The 14,679-nt window shown below is 68.4% G+C and carries 20 protein-coding genes; 10 read left to right on the forward strand and 10 right to left on the reverse strand.

The window, feature by feature from the left end; genetic code table 11:
• Positions 1-34: 34 nt before the first annotated feature.
• Positions 35-616 (reverse strand): NADPH-dependent FMN reductase, encoded by a 582-nt coding sequence (locus ACFYRH_RS05940; protein WP_387768771.1) that lies wholly within the window; start codon positions 614-616, stop codon positions 35-37.
• A 109-nt stretch (positions 617-725) separates the two neighbouring features.
• On the opposite strand from ACFYRH_RS05940, the gene ACFYRH_RS05945 reads away from it, so the two are divergent.
• Positions 726-1,211, forward strand: coding sequence for a MarR family winged helix-turn-helix transcriptional regulator (locus tag ACFYRH_RS05945; RefSeq protein ID WP_387768774.1), 486 nt, complete (start codon positions 726-728; stop codon positions 1,209-1,211).
• Between the two features lie 13 nt (positions 1,212-1,224).
• Here the strand turns inward: ACFYRH_RS05945 and ACFYRH_RS05950 are convergent, their stop codons facing one another.
• Positions 1,225-1,857 carry a MerR family transcriptional regulator gene (locus ACFYRH_RS05950; RefSeq protein WP_387768777.1) on the reverse strand — a complete coding sequence of 211 codons (633 nt, stop codon included), beginning with the start codon at positions 1,855-1,857 and terminating at the stop codon, positions 1,225-1,227.
• An 87-nt stretch (positions 1,858-1,944) separates the two neighbouring features.
• On the opposite strand from ACFYRH_RS05950, the gene ACFYRH_RS05955 reads away from it, so the two are divergent.
• Entirely contained in the window at positions 1,945-2,343 is a 399-nt protein-coding gene (locus ACFYRH_RS05955) for a hypothetical protein (RefSeq protein WP_387768780.1), read from the forward strand.
• Here the strand turns inward: ACFYRH_RS05955 and ACFYRH_RS05960 are convergent.
• The gene (locus ACFYRH_RS05960; protein WP_387768783.1) at positions 2,336-3,304 is read right to left on the reverse strand and encodes a helix-turn-helix transcriptional regulator; all 969 of its coding nucleotides are present in this window, start codon (positions 3,302-3,304) and stop codon (positions 2,336-2,338) included. The two genes, ACFYRH_RS05955 and ACFYRH_RS05960, sit on opposite strands and share 8 nt — an antisense overlap.
• Positions 3,305-3,361: 57 nt before the next feature.
• Between ACFYRH_RS05960 and ACFYRH_RS05965 the strand changes: the two genes are divergently transcribed.
• Positions 3,362-4,633 (forward strand): FAD-binding oxidoreductase, encoded by a 1,272-nt coding sequence (locus ACFYRH_RS05965; RefSeq protein ID WP_387768785.1) that lies wholly within the window; start codon positions 3,362-3,364, stop codon positions 4,631-4,633.
• Here the strand turns inward: ACFYRH_RS05965 and ACFYRH_RS05970 are convergent.
• Genes ACFYRH_RS05970 through ACFYRH_RS05985 form a run of 4 tightly spaced genes read right to left on the reverse strand, consistent with a single transcriptional unit; the run spans position 4,572 to position 7,084 of the window.
• On the reverse strand, positions 4,572-5,123 hold the full coding sequence (locus ACFYRH_RS05970) for a GrpB family protein (RefSeq protein WP_387768788.1): 552 nt from the start codon (positions 5,121-5,123) through the stop codon (positions 4,572-4,574). The two genes, ACFYRH_RS05965 and ACFYRH_RS05970, sit on opposite strands and share 62 nt — an antisense overlap.
• A complete protein-coding gene (locus tag ACFYRH_RS05975) occupies positions 5,120-5,515 on the reverse strand; it encodes a RidA family protein (protein WP_387768791.1) in 396 nt (131 codons plus the stop codon). Before ACFYRH_RS05975 ends, ACFYRH_RS05970 begins: the two co-directional genes overlap by 4 nt.
• 21 nt (positions 5,516-5,536) lie before the next feature.
• On the reverse strand, positions 5,537-5,971 hold the full coding sequence (locus ACFYRH_RS05980) for a protein-tyrosine phosphatase family protein (protein ID WP_387768794.1): 435 nt from the start codon (positions 5,969-5,971) through the stop codon (positions 5,537-5,539).
• Between the two features lie 36 nt (positions 5,972-6,007).
• Entirely contained in the window at positions 6,008-7,084 is a 1,077-nt protein-coding gene (locus ACFYRH_RS05985) for an ABC transporter ATP-binding protein (protein WP_387768797.1), read from the reverse strand.
• 107 nt (positions 7,085-7,191) lie between these two features.
• Here ACFYRH_RS05985 and ACFYRH_RS05990 point away from each other — a divergent pair, with 107 nt between their 5' ends.
• Positions 7,192-7,755: a helix-turn-helix domain-containing protein gene (locus ACFYRH_RS05990; protein ID WP_387768800.1), complete on the forward strand. Its 564-nt coding sequence runs from the start codon at positions 7,192-7,194 to the stop codon at positions 7,753-7,755.
• On the forward strand, positions 7,748-8,578 hold the full coding sequence (locus ACFYRH_RS05995; protein WP_387768803.1) for an SRPBCC family protein: 831 nt from the start codon (positions 7,748-7,750) through the stop codon (positions 8,576-8,578). The genes ACFYRH_RS05990 and ACFYRH_RS05995 overlap by 8 nt, the downstream gene beginning before the upstream one ends.
• Here ACFYRH_RS05995 and ACFYRH_RS06000 read toward each other — a convergent pair.
• A complete protein-coding gene (locus tag ACFYRH_RS06000) occupies positions 8,575-9,477 on the reverse strand; it encodes a LysR family transcriptional regulator (RefSeq protein WP_387768806.1) in 903 nt (300 codons plus the stop codon). The genes ACFYRH_RS05995 and ACFYRH_RS06000 overlap by 4 nt on opposite strands.
• Positions 9,478-9,559: 82 nt before the next feature.
• Between ACFYRH_RS06000 and ACFYRH_RS06005 the strand changes: the two genes are divergently transcribed.
• Both ACFYRH_RS06005 and ACFYRH_RS06010 read left to right on the forward strand, forming a co-directional pair.
• Positions 9,560-10,780: an MFS transporter gene (locus ACFYRH_RS06005; RefSeq protein ID WP_387768808.1), complete on the forward strand. Its 1,221-nt coding sequence runs from the start codon at positions 9,560-9,562 to the stop codon at positions 10,778-10,780.
• Positions 10,781-10,792: 12 nt separating this feature from the next.
• Positions 10,793-11,617 (forward strand): phosphotransferase enzyme family protein, encoded by an 825-nt coding sequence (locus tag ACFYRH_RS06010; protein WP_387768811.1) that lies wholly within the window; start codon positions 10,793-10,795, stop codon positions 11,615-11,617.
• Positions 11,618-11,929: 312 nt separating this feature from the next.
• Here the strand turns inward: ACFYRH_RS06010 and ACFYRH_RS06015 are convergent, their stop codons facing one another.
• On the reverse strand, positions 11,930-12,400 hold the full coding sequence (locus ACFYRH_RS06015) for a winged helix-turn-helix transcriptional regulator (protein ID WP_387768814.1): 471 nt from the start codon (positions 12,398-12,400) through the stop codon (positions 11,930-11,932).
• An 85-nt stretch (positions 12,401-12,485) separates the two neighbouring features.
• Between ACFYRH_RS06015 and ACFYRH_RS06020 the strand changes: the two genes are divergently transcribed.
• Genes ACFYRH_RS06020 through ACFYRH_RS06030 form a run of 3 tightly spaced genes read left to right on the forward strand, consistent with a single transcriptional unit; the run spans position 12,486 to position 14,177 of the window.
• Positions 12,486-13,076, forward strand: coding sequence for a dihydrofolate reductase family protein (locus tag ACFYRH_RS06020; protein ID WP_387768817.1), 591 nt, complete (start codon positions 12,486-12,488; stop codon positions 13,074-13,076).
• A 12-nt stretch (positions 13,077-13,088) separates the two neighbouring features.
• Complete coding sequence (locus ACFYRH_RS06025; RefSeq protein ID WP_387768820.1) at positions 13,089-13,472, forward strand: TIGR03618 family F420-dependent PPOX class oxidoreductase; 384 nt, start codon at positions 13,089-13,091, stop codon at positions 13,470-13,472.
• Positions 13,473-13,487: 15 nt separating this feature from the next.
• A complete protein-coding gene (locus tag ACFYRH_RS06030; protein ID WP_387768823.1) occupies positions 13,488-14,177 on the forward strand; it encodes a dienelactone hydrolase family protein in 690 nt (229 codons plus the stop codon).
• On the opposite strand, the gene ACFYRH_RS06035 is transcribed toward ACFYRH_RS06030, so the two are convergent.
• Positions 14,155-14,673 carry a putative immunity protein gene (locus ACFYRH_RS06035; RefSeq protein ID WP_387768826.1) on the reverse strand — a complete coding sequence of 173 codons (519 nt, stop codon included), beginning with the start codon at positions 14,671-14,673 and terminating at the stop codon, positions 14,155-14,157. The two genes, ACFYRH_RS06030 and ACFYRH_RS06035, sit on opposite strands and share 23 nt — an antisense overlap.
• Between the last annotated feature and the right edge of the window lie 6 nt (positions 14,674-14,679).

Here is a 14,679-nt window from a genome sequence, read left to right on the forward strand (position 1 = left end):
CGCAACACCTGCGGTCCCAGACGGCCGGCGACGTTCAGGCGGCGAGGGGCTCGGCGGCGCGGAGTGGCTTGAGGGCGGCGGCCCATGACTCGAGCTGGTCGAACAGGACGGCCGCCTGGTCGGCGTACTGCGGGCCCGGAGTGAACACGCTGAAGTTCTCGAAGTCGCTGAACAGCGAGAACGACAGCTGCTGACGCACGTCGGCGATCTGCAACTCGGCGCTGATCCCGCGCAGGTGCTCGATCGCCCGTGCACCGCCGAGTCCGCCGTACGACACGAAACCTGCCGCCTTGTTGTTCCACTCGCCGTACAGGTAGTCGATGGCGTTCTTCAGGACGCCGGACGTCGAGTGGTTGTACTCCGGCGTGACGAACACGAACCCGTCGTACGCCGCGATCCGCTCGGCCCACGCCTTGGTGTGGTCGTTCGCGTACTGGCCGATCGACGGGGGCAGCGACTCGTCGAGGTGCGGCAGCGGGTAGTCCAGCAGGTCGATCAGCTCGTAGGTCGCACCGGTCCGCTGCTGGGCCTGCTCGAGCACCCAGTCGGCCACCGCCTTGCCGTTGCGCCCGGGGCGGGTGCTGCCGAGGATGACCGCGATCTTCAGGTCGCTCATCGCGACGACTCCTTCAGGATTGAGATGACTTGAAACTTCATGTCATCGACCACGGTAGGCGGGTTGACATGAACATTCAAGTCATTGCCTCGCTGGCTATGCTGCACTCATGAGCACTGAGGCGGCACGGGAGGCGGCGGAGCCGCGCTGGCTGCAGGAGGGCGAGCTCGAGACCTGGAAGACCCTGCAGCTCACGATGACGCTGCTCACGACCGCGTTGGGCGAGCAGCTCCAGCGCGATTCCAACCTGAGCTTCCTCGAGTACTACGTTCTCGCCGGCCTCTCGGATCAACCCGAGCACACGATGCGGCTGAGCAGTCTCGCGGTGCTGACGAACTCGGAGCTCTCCCGCCTGTCCCACCTGATCCGCCGCCTCGAGAACCGCGGTCTGGTCCGCCGCGAGCCCGACCCGAACGACGGCCGTTTCACGAACGCGATCCTCACCCCCGACGGCTACACGGAGCTGGTGAAGGCTGCCCCCGGCCACGTCGAGCTGGTCCGCAAGCTGGTCTTCGATCCACTCACCGAGTCCGAGGGTCGAGCCCTCCAGAAGACCATGGCCAAACTTCTCCCGGGTCTCCTCGGCGACTGCTAGTGGCCTGAGGGCGTTAGCGCGACCGCCAGCGTTCCGCCGAGATGGACTCTTGGGCGAGGAGGCGGAGGGAGGCGATCAGGGTTTCGCCGAGGATCGTGCCGATGACGACCGACTCGGCCAGTTGGTCGCGGGTGGGGTTCGCGCTGACCGCGTCGATCTCGACCTGGGTGAAGCGTTCGACGGCATCGGCGTAGGTGTCGAGGTGGGCGACGAGGTTCTCCTGGCCGAGGCTGCGTAGGGCGGCGACGGTGTCGATGAGCGTCGCCAGCGCCGGGGCCGCGGGGTCGACGGACCAGCCGCGTTCCGCGATCAGCTCGGTGACCTGAGCGGTGGCCGCGGTCCGGGCCTCGTCGGTCGCGTTCAGGCGGCGGGTCGGGGTGAGGGCGCGATGCGCGCGGCCGATCTGTTCGTGCAGCGGCTCGGTGTCGGAATCCAGGGACTCGAGGATCTCCTTCACGGTCGCGACCGGGACCTGGGCGAGTTCGATCAGCGCGCGAATCAGGCGTAGCCGGCGGATGTGCGTCTCGCCGTACGACGCCTGGTTCGGGCTGCTGAGCTCACCGGCGGGCAGGAGGCCCTCGCGCAGGTAGTACTTGATCGTCGGCACCGGGACGTCGGTGACCTTGCTGAGTTCCCCGATGCGCATCGCTTGCCTTCCTGTTGTCTCTGATGGATAGTATCAGTATCCATAATCGGATAGTTGAGCTATCCATAAGAGGCAGGACGTGTTCGCATGACCGATGCATCTCGGACTATCGCCGGCGTCATCCTGCTGACGATCGTGACGATCCAGTTCGGCGGCTACTTCATGACCAAGATCGTGCGTGGTCAGGTGCCGATGACCGGGTTCCAGAAGTCGTTCGCCCGGGCGGGGCACGCCCACGCCGGCGTCCTGGTGATCCTCAGCCTGGTCGGCCTGCTGTACGTCGACCAGACCGGCCTGACCGGGTTCTGGCTGTGGGTCGCCCGCCTCGCGATCCCGGCCGCGGCGATTCTGATGTCCGGCGGCTTCTTCGCCTCGTCCGCCGGTAAGGACCGCAACCAACCGAACCAGTTCCTCTGGGTCCTCTGGCTCGGCGCCGCTTCCCTCGCCCTCGGCGTCCTCACCTTGGGAATCGGTCTGATCACCTGAAGGCCTGGCGGAGGCGTTCGCCGACCTGGCTGATCAGTGCCGACGTTTCCGGGGTTGCCTGGGTGACGGTGAAGGGGCCGAGGGCCGCAACCGCGGCGACCTGAGTCAGGAGCAGCGCGGGAGTGTCGGCGCTGAAGCGGACTGTGCAGGAGGACGGGCCGAGTGGCTCGACGATGCCGCGGACCACGCCTTCGAACGTCGAGGTGACCGCGGCCGCCGGCGCCTCGACCGTCAGGTGCACTGTGTGCTGGTACTCCGCCGACACGAACGACTCCCGCAGGTACGACGGCCCGTCCAGCACCCGCGGCGTGAACCGGTGCAGAACCGGCGTCACCCCGGAGATCCGGTCGACCCGGAAGATCCGCCAGTCGTCCCGCTCCGGATCGAACGCGAGCAGGTACCACCGCCACGCCAGCGTCAGCAGCTGATGCGGCTCCACCCGCCGGCGCGTCATGTCACGGGCGCGCCCGTGGTAGTCGAAGGCAACGATCTCGTGGTTCCGGCAGCAGCGCGCGAGGACCGCGAGCACGCTCGGATCCACCTGCGGTACGCCGGGACGCGGAATCGCCTCCGCCGCCGAACTCACCGCGGCGAGCTGCGGCCGGAGCCGCGCGGGCAGCACCTGCTCCAGCTTCGCGAGCGCACTCATCGAGCTCTCCGCCATCCCGGTGACCCCGCCCCCGGCCGCGCCGACCAGACCGAGCGCGACCGCGATCGCCTCGTCGTCGTCCAGCTGCAAGGGCGGCAGGTGCGTTCCGGACCCGAGGCGATAGCCGCCCGCCGTCCCGGTCGTCCCGGTGACCGGGTAGTCGAGCGACCGGAGCCGGTCGACGTCCCGCCGTACCGTGCGTTCGGTGACGCCGAGGCGGTCGGCGAGCTCGTGGCCGGACCACTCGCGACGACTCTGCAGCAGCGAGAGCAGCCGGAGCATCCGGCCGGGCATGTCCTTGCGGGCGCTCATCCACAAATCATCCCTTGAGGACAAGATGTGTCCGCAAGGGCTCCTAGCGTGATCTTCATGATGCTCACGACGACAAGCACGGGGTACGACGAGGCGCGGCTCGGGTTCCAGCGGCGGGACCCGCATCGGCCGGCGGCGATCTTCCCGGTCACCAGTGCGGCCGAGATCGAGGAAGCCGTGCGGTCTGCGAACGACCAGGACCTTCCGATCGCGGTCCAGGCGTCCGGGCACGGTCTGACCGAAGGGCTCGACGGTGGCCTGCTGATCGCGACCGGCGGGTTCGACGGCGTGACGGTGGACGCCGAGCGGAAGACCGCCTGGATCGACGCAGGGGCTACCTGGCGGGACGTGCTGGCCGCGACCGCGCCGTACGGGCTCGCGCCGTTGTCCGGGAGTTCGCCCGGCGTCGGCGCGATCTCGTACACGCTCGGCGGTGGTCTCGGTCTGCTCGCCCGCCGGTTCGGGTACGCCGCCGACCACGTCCGCCGGATCGAGGTGGTCACCCCGGACGGCGTCCGCCGGAACGCCGAGGACGACCCGGAACTGTTCTGGGCACTCCGCGGCGGTGGCGGGAACTTCGGTGTGGTGACGGGGATCGAGGTCGAACTCTTCGACGTACCGACGCTCTTCGGCGGCAGCCTGTACTTCGACCTCGCCGAGCACGCGTCGGTGCCCGAGGTCTGGCGCGAGTGGACCCGGACGGTCCCGGACGAGGTGACGTCGGCGATCGCGATCCTGCCGGTGCCGAACATCCCGCAGGTGCCGGAACCAGTGCGCGGGAAGTACGTCGCGCAAGTGCAGCTCGCGATCCTCGGGGACCGTGGTGAGGAGCTGATCAAGCCGCTGCGCGCGATCGGTGCGCCGGCGATGGACACGGTGGGCGAGCTGGCGTACGTCGACTCCGGCCGGATCTTCGCCGAACCCGACCACCCTGACAGCTACAGCTCGCGCAACGTTCTACTCAGCGACCTCGACGCGCTCGAGACGTTGCCAGAGCTCGCGGGACCAGGCGCGCCGACGATGCATGTGATCGGCATTCGCCACCTGGGCGGCGCGCTCAGCAAGCAGCCGAAGATCCCGAACGCGGTCGGTCACCGCGAAGCGGCGTACTCGCTGACCGTACTGACGCCAGGTGCGGGTGCGGTGGATCAGCGGATCCTCGAGCCGTGGCGCTCGTCGACGGTCGGCCGGTTCCTCAACTTCAGCTTCGGGAAGCTCACCGACGAGGAGGTCGCGGAGGCGTACGACGCCGGCGTCTACGAACGGCTCAGTGATCTGCGGGCGAAGTACGACCCGAAGCGCCGACTCCGAGCGAACCACTCGCTCTAGCGAGCATTTCGAGGACGAGTGCACCTTTGCCTTCGACGTAGGCGGTGCGGTCGGTCGTGAGCAGGTGCGCGAGTTCGCGCTTGCGGGCGGCGTAACGCTCACGGTCGACGGCATCGATTCGCAGGTGGTCGCGAAGGAGCACGTGGTCCTGGTGCGCTTTGTTGCCGTCAACAACGACGTACAGGTGGTGGTAGTGCACCGTGTCCGGCGGGAGCGCGAACGCCTCCCGCCCTGGGATCCCTTGGTCGCCCTCGTGCCGGTAGCCGGCGGCAGTCAGTCGTTCGATCGCGGCCGGCACCAGATCGGCGGTCGGCACGACCACGTCGACATCGATGATCGGCTTGGCCGCCAGACCGGGTACGGCCGTGCTGCCGACGTGCTCGATGACGTTCGGGAACTCAGCGAGGTACGGCGTGAGTCGCGCGCGGATCGCCTCGAACCAGAGGGCCCATTGCGGGTCGTAGTCCACGACCTCCGCGGGGACGATCACAGCGCCGCCGTCACGTCGACCTCGACGAGCTGGCCCGGGAAGCCGAGCTGGGCCACGCCGAGGAGCGTGCTGGCGGTGGTGAAGGCCGGGCCCAGGGGAGAGGCGTTGAGCTGGGTCCACACGGCCGACAGGTCTTCGCGGTCAGGGCTCGCGACGTAGATCACCGTCCGCACGACGTGCTCGGGAGTCGCGCCGGCCGCCTCGAGGGCGGTGCGGATGTTCGTGATCACCTGAGCGGTCTGACCCTCGAGTCCGCCCTCGGCCAGCTCACCCGTCGGCCGCAGCGGGCACTGACCGGCCAGGTAGACCAAGGTGTCCGCCTGAACGCGTGTCACGTGGTGGTAGCCAGGGGTCGCATGCAGGCCCTCGGGGTTGCTCCGCTCGATCGTCACGCACCGACCCAACGCGATCCCTCAACTCCGGGTCAACAGATTTAGCACGTACCGCCGCTGCCAAGGCGTCTCGACCGCGCGCTTGTCGTAGTGCTTCCGGACGTAGTCGACGGCCTGGTCGGCGGGTACTCCGTCGAGCAGGGTGAGGCACGCCAGCGCAGTACCGGTCCGGCCGCGCCCGCCCACGCAGGCGAACTCGACCCGCCCGGTCGCGGTGTGCTCGAGCGCCTCGCGGAAGATCGTCAGCGCGTACGCGGGATCTGCGGGCAGCCGGAAGTCGGGCCACTTCACCCAACGCGTTTCCCATGGGACGTCGGGCGGTTCCTTGCCGAGCAAGTACACGCCGTACGTCGGAAACGGCTCTGCCGCCGAGCCGTGCCGCAGACCACGTCCGCGGACCAGCCGACCCGACGGCAGCTCCATCACTCCTGGTGCGTCCTTCTCCCAATGACCCACGGGATCAAACTACAAGCCGAAGGCGGTGGGAGGCCGTCACGCTACAAGGCGATCCTCGGTCGAGGTGGAGAAGAGATGCAGTTTCTCGGGGTCCGGTGCGAGGTGGACGACCGTGCCCTTGTCGTTGTGCAGGCGGGTGCCGATCCGGGCGATCACCTGCTGGTTCTCGGTGTGCTCCGCGCTGCCGTACAGGTACGCGTCCGAGCCGAGCTCCTCGATCACCGAGACCTTCACCGGCAGCCCTTCGTCGGCCAGGTGGAACGCCTCCGGCCGGATGCCGAGCGTCAGCGTCTTGTCGTCGCCGGCCTTGGCCAGCAGGTCACGCGCGATCGGGACCACGTAGTCGCCGATCTTCGCGCCACCGTCGACGATCTGCGCGGTGATCAGGTTCATCGCCGGCGACCCGATGAAGCCGGCCACGAACTTGTTCCGCGGCTTGTCGTACAGGTTCAGCGGTGTGTCCACCTGCTGCAGTACGCCGTCCTTCAGCACGGCTACCCGGTCGCCCATGGTCATGGCCTCGACCTGGTCGTGGGTGACGTACACGGTGGTGACGCCGAGCCGGTGCTGCAGTTCGGCGATCTGTGTCCGGGTCTGGACCCGCAGCTTCGCGTCGAGGTTCGACAGCGGCTCGTCCATCAGGAACACCTTCGGGCTGCGCACGATCGCGCGGCCCATCGCGACCCGCTGCCGCTGACCACCGGACAGCGCCTTCGGCTTGCGGTCGAGGTACTCCTCCAGGCCGAGCAGCTTCGCGGCGTCCTGCACGCGCTGGGCGCGCTCATCCTTGTGGATGCCCTGCATCTTCAGGGCGAAACCCATGTTGTCGGCCACCGACATGTGCGGGTACAGCGCATAGTTCTGGAACACCATCGCGATGTCGCGTTCCTTCGGCGGGGCGTTCGTGACGTCCTTGTCGCCGATGAAGATGGCGCCTTGGTTCACTTCTTCGAGTCCGGCGAGCATTCGCAGCGCCGTCGACTTGCCTGATCCGGACGGGCCGACGAGCACCATGAACTCGCCGTCCTCGATGTCCAGGTCGAGTCCGTCGACCGCGGGAAGGTCGGTGCCCGGATAGATCCGCGTAGCTCCCTTGAACGACACAGTTGCCATGTCGCGCTTCCTTTCTCCCTGTCGGTGGAACGTGCTGTGGCCGACTTACATTCCCGTGTGAACGAACATTGACAAAGCGATTTTTTACGTACAAACTTTTTTGTGTGATGAGAGACGTGATGCACCTGGAGCAGCTCGAGCAGGCCGAGGCCCTGTTCAAGCCGCAACGGATCGAGGTACTGCGGCGGCTCGCGGAGCCGGCCACCTGTGGCGAGGTGGCCGAGCAACTCGGCCAGACCCCGCAGCGCGTCTACTACCACGTCAAGCGCCTCGTCGAGGCGGGACTGGTGACCCAGGTGGACGAGCGCAAGGTGCGCGGGATCCGCGAGGGCATCTACCAGGCGACGGCCCGTTCGTACTGGCTGTCGCCCACGCTCGTCGGCCGGATCGGTGGCCTCCGCCGGGCCCGCGACGAGCTCAGCCTCGGCTACGTCCTGGACCTGATGGAAGAGGTCCAGACCGACATCGCCGCGCTGGACCGGTCGGCCCCGGAGCTGCCGTCCATCGGGGTGTCCGGTGAGATCCGGGTCCCACCGGACCGGCGGCGGGAGTTCTTCAACGACCTGCAGAGCACGCTGCAGGACCTGTTCTCGCGCTACGGCGGCGCCGAGGGGGACGCCTTCAAACTCGCCGTGGCCTGTTATCCCAAGGGAGACCAAGACCATGACTGAACCGCTCGTACTGCAAGTGCGTGCCAAAGCCGGCGTCGACCAGGTGCGCGAGGCGCTGACCGACCCGAAGGCCCTCAACCTGTGGCTCGGCGAGCACTCGACCGTCGACCTGCCCGGGACGTACGAGTTCTGGGGCCGCTACATCCCCGAGGGTGACGCCCCCCACCAGCGGGTCCTCGCGTACGACGGGACCGCGCTGAAGCTGGCCTGGTTGCTCGGCGGCGAGGAGACCACCACGGAGATCACCCTGCTTCCCGAGGGCGACGACGCTACGGTGATCAAGGTCGAGCAGAGTCACTTCGACTTCGCCGACGCGATCAGTGGCGCGAACATCCGCGGCGTCCTGCAGACCTTCTGGGCGCTCGCACTCGCCAACCTCGTCGACCATCTCGAAGGCCGCGAGCTCACCACCCGCCCGGACTTCACGTCGCCGGTCTTCGAGGGTGAAGCGCTGATCGACGCCCCGATCGCCCAGGTCTACTCCTCGCTGATCGAATCCGAGAAGGCCTCGGCCTGGTTCGGCTACCCGATCGGGATCGAACCCTGGGTCGGGGGCCGGTACGCGATGGGCGGCTTCGACTCCGGTGCGGCCGCGCTGGTGGTCGACATGGTCGAGGGCAGCAAGATGTCGATCGACTGGGGACCGGCCGGGATCAGCACCTGGGAGCTCGCCGAGTCCGACGGCAAGACCCGGCTCACCTTCGTGATGAGCGGGTTCGACACCGACAACCCGCCGTACGGCGCCTGGCTCGGGTGGCTCAGCGGCGCCGCAGCGCTGCGCAGGTACAACGAGCTGTCCGACTGGAACATCTACGCTGCCTAGAAGTACTGGCTCTCCAGGCGGATCGAGTCGCCGATCAGATCGAGCAGGGCGGTCACCGCTCTGCTCGGTCGGCGACCGGCGAGCGTCACCACCGACAGCGTCCAGCTCAGGCCGGCGTTCTCGATCGGGAGTTTGGCGACGCCCGGCTCGTCGGCCAACTGGACATCAGGTACGACGCCGACGCCCAGCCCGGCCCGGACGTAATCCGGGATCGTCGTCAGCTCCGGCACTTCGACCTGGATCCGCCGCGGTGACCCGATCGCCTCGAACGCCCGGTCGACCATCTTCCGGTTCCCGAACCCGGCCGGCATGTCGACGAACCGCTCGCCGGCGATCTCCTCCAGCCGTACGGCGGATTTGCGCGTCAGCCGATGCTCGGCCGGCAACAGCGCCACGAACGGGACGGTCGCGATCTCGCGGACGTCGAGACCGCTGAGCTCGGGCTTCGGCAGACCGAGCAGGGCGACGTCGAGCCGGCCGTGGCGTACGTCGTCCGCGAGGCCCGTCGAGCCGGTGGCCGAGGTGGCGACCTGTACCTCGACCAGCGGGTACTTGCGATGGAAGGCGCCCAGCAGGTCCGCCATGCTGACCAGGCTGAGCCGGGCGAGCGTACCGATCCGGATGTTGCCGCGCAGACCGGTGGAGGCTTCCTCGACCGCCGCTCGGGCTCGATCAAGGGCTTCGAGCGCCGCCTTCGCCTCGGGTAGCAGCGCCTGACCGGCGCCCGAGAGCACCACTCGCCGGGTCGAGCGGTCGAAGAGCGTCGTCTTCAGATCGGTCTCGAGCGCGCGGATCGCGGCCGACACCGTCGACTGGACCGTGAACAAACGCTGCGCCGCCCGGGTGAAACTCAGTTCCTCGGCGACCGCGACGAAGTACTCCAGTTGGCGGCTGTCCACAGGGTAATTATCGAGACTCTCGATAAGAGCGTGCAAGAACTTTCGTTGGACTCGATAGATGGTTCGGCCGCACGCTGGAAACATGTCCACCATGACGTTGTCGCGAGCCGGTGAACGGATCCGGCTCGCTCCTGCCCACGGGTTCTGGGTGATCGCGGCGGCCTTCCTCACCACGATGGCCTTCTCGACGATCCCGACGCCGCTGTACGCGATCTACCAGCAGCGGGACGGGTTCCCGACGTACGTGATCACGGTGATCTTCGCCAGCTACGCGGTCGGCGTGATGGCGTCGCTGTACCTGGCCGGGCATGTCAGTGACTGGCTCGGACGCCGGCCGGTCGCACTGCTCGCTGTCCTCGCCGAGGCGTTGTCAGCGGTGATCTTCCTGACCTGGTCCACGGTTCCCGGCCTGCTGGTCGCGCGGTTCATCTGCGGCATCGGTGTCGGTGTGCTGACCGCGACCGCCACGGCGCACATGTCCGAGCTGCGCCAGATCGCCCGGCCCCACGAGGATCCGAGTCGCTCGGCCCTGATCTCGAGCATGGTGAACCTCGGCGGGCTGGCGTTCGGTCCGCTGATCGGCGGCCTGCTGGCGGAGTACGTGGGTGCGCCGCTGGAACGCCCGTACGAGATCTTCCTGGTGTTGCTGCTGCTCAGTGCGATCGGGATCGCGCTGGTGCCGGAGACCGTGCAGCGGCCGGAGGAGCGCCCGGCGTACCGGCCGCAGCGGGTGGCGGTGCCGTCAGCGGCGCGGCCGCTGTTCTTCGCGTCGGCGATCGGGGCGTTCGCGGCGTTCGCGATCTTCGGGTTGTTCACGTCGCTCGCGCCGACGTTCCTGGCCGGCGTACTGCACCACACCTCGCGGCTGCTCGCCGGTGGGGTGACGTTCGTGGTCTTCATCGCGGGCGCCCTGAGTCAGGCGGTGTTCGTGCGCCTCACCCGCCCGGCTCAGCTCCGGCTCGGTCTGGTCGCGATGTCCGCCGGTCTGGTCGGCGTCGCCGTCGGTGGCCTGATCCCGAACCTGTACCTGTTCGTCATCGGCGGCGTGGTCGCCGGCGCCGGCGTGGGGCTGGTGTTCCGTGGCGCGGTCGCGACGGCCGCGGCGCTGGCCGATCCGTCGTCACGCGGCGAGGTGCTGGCCGCGCTGTTCCTGATCGCGTACGCCGGTCTGGTGATCCCGGTGCTCCTGATCGGTCTGGGGATCGCGTTCCTTCCGGCCGAGGTCGCGCTGCTGATCTTCTCCGTGTTGATCCTGATCCTGGTGAACGCCGCCGTACTGCGGATGTTGGCCGCCCACAAGTGATGTGATGCGGGTGTGGATCTGCCAAGGGACTACGGCCTGACCGTCGCCGAGCTGGAACCACACCCGGGTGGGTTCGCCACCGAGGGCTGGGTGGCGGACGGGCGCTGGTTCGTGAAGCGCTGGAAAGCCGGCGAGCGCCCGGTCGGGCTGGAGCAGTTGGCCGAGCTGCGAGCGCTCGGGCTGCCGGTGATCGAGCCGGTGCGGACGCTGCGGGGCGAACTGTCGGCGACGGCCGGCGACCGTGCGTACGCCGTCTTTCCGTACGTCGAGGGTCGTACGGCGACGTGGGACGACTGGCGGGTCGCGGCGCGGGCGTTGCGGCAGGTGCACGACGTACCGCTGACGCTCGACCTGCCGGCCGCGGACACGAGCGAACCGTGGATCGAGGTGCTGGGACAGAACCTCGGGCATCCGTGGATCGCGGACCGGGCGGACGAGGTCGCCGCGGCGATCGCGCGCCTGGGTGACGTCCGCGGGCGGCTCGTGCCGGTGCGAAGCGTGCTGTGCCACACGGACTTCCACGGCTTCAACATGCTGCTCGACGACGCGGGGGAGATGGCCGCGATCCTCGACTGGGAGAACGCCGTCATCGGTCCCCGCGAGTTCGACATCTGGGTGGCTGCCGAGGGCGATCACCTGGCGGAGTTCCTCGAGGAGTACGGCGCCCGCGACCTGGACCTCGATCACGTCGAGTTCGCGCTGCTCGCCCGCGGTCTCCGGGACATGGCGGCCCGGGTGCTGCGCGACGTCGACCGCCCGGGCGTCGACACCTGGGGCTTCGGCCGGATCCGCCGCGTCGACGCGAACCTCGACGTCTTCAGCCGGTATTGCCCGTAGACGACAACCTCGGCATCTCGACAGTACGTACACGTCCACTACCGGTGATCGTCGGCACATCCGCGCCTGCCCCCGACTCGACAAGCGAAGACCTCCTGTCGAGCTGCTGCCGACATTGCACCACCACCCCTGCCTCCGCAGCCGGCCTCTACGAAGTCAACCGTTAACCCTCGCAACGGCCCCTTCGCCCCTCGTGTGCCGGGGGCGAACGGGCAAGGCCGGGGGTCACCCCTCAAATGGTTCGCCGGGGTGCCGGATGCCGAGGTGCCGGACGACAGCGGCGTTGGATGCCGGGGTGTCGGATGGTGCGGGCTAGGTGGTGGTGGGGGTGGTGGGGGCTGATCCGGGGCCGGGGAGGACGTCGATGTCCTCGGAGTGCATGGGCTTTCCGCAGTGCGCACAGGACAGGTCGACATGACTGATCTCGCCGCAGGCGTGATGCCGGTAGAGGACCGGCGGGCCTGCCGGGCCGGCCAGCCATTTGTCGCCCCAGGCAACCATCACCATCAGTACGTCGGTCAACTCGCGGCCCTTCTCGGTCAGCACGTACTCGTACCGCGGCCGTTGGTCGTACGGCCGGCGCTCCACCACGCCGCGGTCGACGAGATGGTTCAGCCGCTCGGTGAGCACCTTGCGGGAGATCCCGAGGTCCGCCTGGATCTGCTCGAACCGGGACAGGCCGACCCAGATGTCGCGCAGGATGAGCGGTGACCACGGCTCGCCGATCACGTCGAGCGTGCGGGCGATCGAGCACGCCATCTCACTGAAGTCCGTTCGCTGCATGACACCAGGATAGCAATTGGGGTTCCCTCAGGGAACTCTAATGTGTTAGCGTTCCCTCAAGGAACTCCGAAGGGAAGGCGGAACGATGAGCAAGGTCTTCAGCGCTCTGGCGGTCTCGGTCGACGGGTACATCAGCGGGCGCGACTCCGGCCCGGACCGTGGGCTGGGTGACGCACCGATGCTGTTCGACTGGTACTTCGACGGTGACACCCCGAGCCGGGCGCTGGACGGCTTCAAGCTCAGCGAGCCGAGCGCCCGCGTGTTCGACGCCGCGGCGAGCCGGGCGGGCGCGATCGTGATCGGCCACAAGACGTACGACGACTCGGGTCACTTCGGCGGCGGCAGCCCGCACGCGAAGGCGAAGCCGGTCGTGCTGAGCCACGGCCCGGTCGCGGAGATCAGCGAGCAGCAGACGCTCGCGCACACGATCGAGGACGCGATCGCGGTCGCCCGGAAACTGGCCGAGGGGAAGGACGTCGCGCTGATGGGTGGCGGCGTCGTGACGGCCGCGCTGCAGGCCGGGCTCGTCGACGAGTTGATCCTGCACCAGGTGCCGGTGTTGCTTGGTGGTGGCCGGCCGTTCTTCCAAGAGCTGCCCGAGCACGTCCGCCTGAACCTGATCGAAGCCGTGCCCGCGCCCGGCGTGACCCACCTCCACTACGAAATTGTCCGCTGAAGGAGCCTGACCATGTTGAAGACCGCCGTACGCAACGCCGTCGAGAGCAACTCCATCGCCCACCTGGCCACCGTCCTGCCGGATGGTTCGCCGCACTCGATCCCGCTGTGGGTCGCGACGCTGGACGACAAGATCATCTTCCTGACCGGCCCGACCTCGCAGAAGGCCCGCAACCTGCGGCGTGATCCGCGGGTCGCACTGTCGCTCGCGCCGGTGGACAACCCGTACGAGCCGGTCATCGTCCGCGGCCGCGTCGTCGAGTGGATCGACGGCGACAAGGGCTGGGAGCTCGTCGACCAGATCGCGATGAAGTACATCGGCCGGCCGTACGGCCGCGACCTGGCCCGCGTCGTCGGCGTCATCGAGGTGGACCACCAAACCGTCGGCGTCAGCTGAGCCTAAGATGCCGGCATGGGTGTGACTGTGACGGTTGGGGAGCAGGACGCTTATCTCGCGCGGGTGGGGCATGCCGGGATGCTGTTGCTGCCGATGATCACCGGGATCGGCGAGCAGATCCGGGAGTGGGCCGACGAGCTCGCCGGCGAAGGGATCACCGCGCTGGTGTGGGATCCGTTCAAGGGGCGGAGCACGGACAACACCAGCCGGGAAGAGCTCAGCGGGCTGTTGCGGGAGATGGACGACGACACCGCGCTGGAGGAGCAGCGGGAGTTGCTCGACTACCTGACCGGTGAGCTCGGTTGCACGAAGGTCGGTGTGATCGGGTGGTGTCTCGGCGGCCGGTTCGCGTTCCTGCTCGGGGCGCGGGATCACCGGGTGTCGAACGTTGTCGCGTTCCACCCGACAGTGCCGTCGCAGCGGCCGCCGCATCACACGTACGACGCGATTGCCGAGGCGGCCGGCATCACGGCGCCGGTGCTGGTGAGCTACCCGAGCGCGGATGCCGCCGTACCGAATGCCGACTTCGAGACCTTGCAGACCGTGTTGCAGGCGCGGACGGCCGGGGCAACCTTCACGCAGTACTTCCCGGGGGCGGACCACGGGTTCTCGGACAAGTCGCGGCACGACAAGGACGTGAACGCGGACGCGTTCCGGCTGGCTTGGCCGCAGGCGCTCGCGTTCATGAAGTCGACGGTCGCCTGAGCTCGGCTTCGATCAGTTGATGCAGTTCGCCCAGGCGGCTGCGGCCGGGCGTTCCTTGCGGGTAGCGCTGTAGTACGTCGCGAACCACGTTCGGCGCGCGCTCGACGGCCCACCGGATCATCGCCATCGGGTCGCCGCCCGCGAGCTCGCGGGCGTAGGCGGCGTACTGCGCGGACGCGACCACATGCTTCACCTGCGTTGGGTTCGCCAACGGATGCAGGTACGCCGACCCGGCCGCGCCCAATGCGGACCGAGCAGCTGCCTCCGCCGCCGGATCGTCCACCTCGCCCGCGGCCTTCAAGGCCGCCCACGCGGCAGTCCGGATCGCCTTGGTGCGCTTGCCGCCGGCACCGAACTCGCGGACCACCTCGATCGCGTCGCGCGGCCGCCGGTCGTCCGGAGCGACCGCTTCGAACAACGGCAGGACCTGTTCCGCGCACTCCGCTGTCCACAGGCTCAGCGCCCGCAGTTCGTCGAGACTCAGAGCGATTTCCATGAGCCT

It is taken from the genome of Kribbella sp. NPDC004875 (assembly GCF_042873375.1).
Taxonomy (GTDB): Bacteria; Actinomycetota; Actinomycetes; order Propionibacteriales; family Kribbellaceae; genus Kribbella.